This is a genomic window from Nonomuraea sp. NPDC049141 (assembly GCF_040648415.1).
In the GTDB taxonomy this organism is placed as follows: Bacteria; Actinomycetota; Actinomycetes; order Streptosporangiales; family Streptosporangiaceae; genus Nonomuraea.
This window is the reverse complement of the sequence record NZ_JBEZDR010000240.1, coordinates 1-1,263: the sequence shown is the minus strand read 5'-3', so window position 1 is coordinate 1,263 and position 1,263 is coordinate 1. Positions and strand designations below refer to the sequence as shown.

Annotated in this window: 1 protein-coding gene and 1 pseudogene; one reads left to right on the top strand and one right to left on the bottom strand. The window is 69.3% G+C overall.

The genetic code is table 11. From position 1 onward, the window contains the following. A pseudogene (gene acnA / locus AB0B91_RS66170) lies at nt 1-445 on the top strand (aconitate hydratase); the annotation flags it as partial. 55 nt (nt 446-500) lie between these two features. Here acnA and AB0B91_RS66165 read toward each other — a convergent pair. After that, a partial coding sequence (locus AB0B91_RS66165; protein ID WP_358343274.1) for a pectate lyase occupies nt 501-1,263 on the bottom strand: 763 nt, incomplete at its 5' end.

Here is a 1,263-nt window from a genome sequence, read left to right as displayed (position 1 = left end):
CGGCGAGCAGACCTCGATCTACGACGCCTCCGTGGCCTACCAGGAGGCCGGCATCCCGCTGGTCGTGCTGGCCGGCAAGGAGTACGGTTCCGGCTCGTCGCGCGACTGGGCGGCCAAGGGCACCATGCTGCTCGGCGTCCGGGCGGTCGTCGCCGAGTCGTACGAGCGCATCCACCGCTCGAACCTGATCGGCATGGGCGTGCTCCCACTGCAGTTCCCGGCGGGCGAGACCGCCGAGTCGCTCGGGCTCACCGGCACGGAGACGTTCTCCATCACCGGTGTGACCGCGCTGAACGACGGCGAGACCCCGCGTACGGTCAAGGTCAGCACCGACACCGGCGTCGAGTTCGACGCGGTGGTCCGGATCGACACCCCGGGCGAGGCGGACTACTACCGGCACGGCGGCATCCTGCAGTACGTGCTGCGTCGCATGATCGCCAGCTGACGACACGGACGACGGGCCCCCTGCCACGACGGCAGGGGGCCCCTCGCGTGTCCGCTCAGATGCGCCCGGTGCCGGCGCCCGCGAGGACCAGGGCGGGCACGTCCGCCGCCGGGTCGAGGGTGTACGGATAGTACGAACGCGGCTCGACCACGGTGCCGTTCGTCTCCGGCGTGCCGGAGCCCACGTACACGTTGTGGCGTTGCACCGCCCGGCCGGGTCCGCTGTCGGCGTAGCCGCTCGCCGACCACATCGGGTGCGGCACGTCGCGGAAGTAGTTCCCCTCCACCAGCACGCCGGCGTTCTCCGTCGACGCCACGCCGTAGAGGGCGTTGCCGAGGAAGTAGTTGTTGTAGACGTGCACCGGCTCGCCGAAGCGGACCCGGGGGTGCCGCTGGCGGCTGTGGTCGAAGAAGTTGTGGTGGATGCTGACCTTCAGCCGGCCCACGTCGGTGGAGGCCGAGCCGTCGGAGTGACCGATCAGCATGGACTTGTCCGCGTGGTCGAAGTGGTTCCACGACACCGTCACGTAGTCGGCGCCGCGCACGATGTCTACCGAGCCGTCCACCGCCCCGGAGAAGCGGTTGTGGTCGATCCAGATGTGGTGCGAGTTCTGGCCGACGTTGATCGCGTCGTCCTCCGCGTCGGTGAAGTTGATGTTGCGGACGATCACGTTGTACGACCGGTAGAAGTCCAGCCCGCCGCCGGTGATCTCGGCGTCGCCGACCCCGACGATGGTCTTGTTGGGGCGTACCCCCTGCTTGCTGGTGATCGCGATCCGCCCGGCGCAACCGCGAGAGCTGCCGGTAGAGGGGATTGCG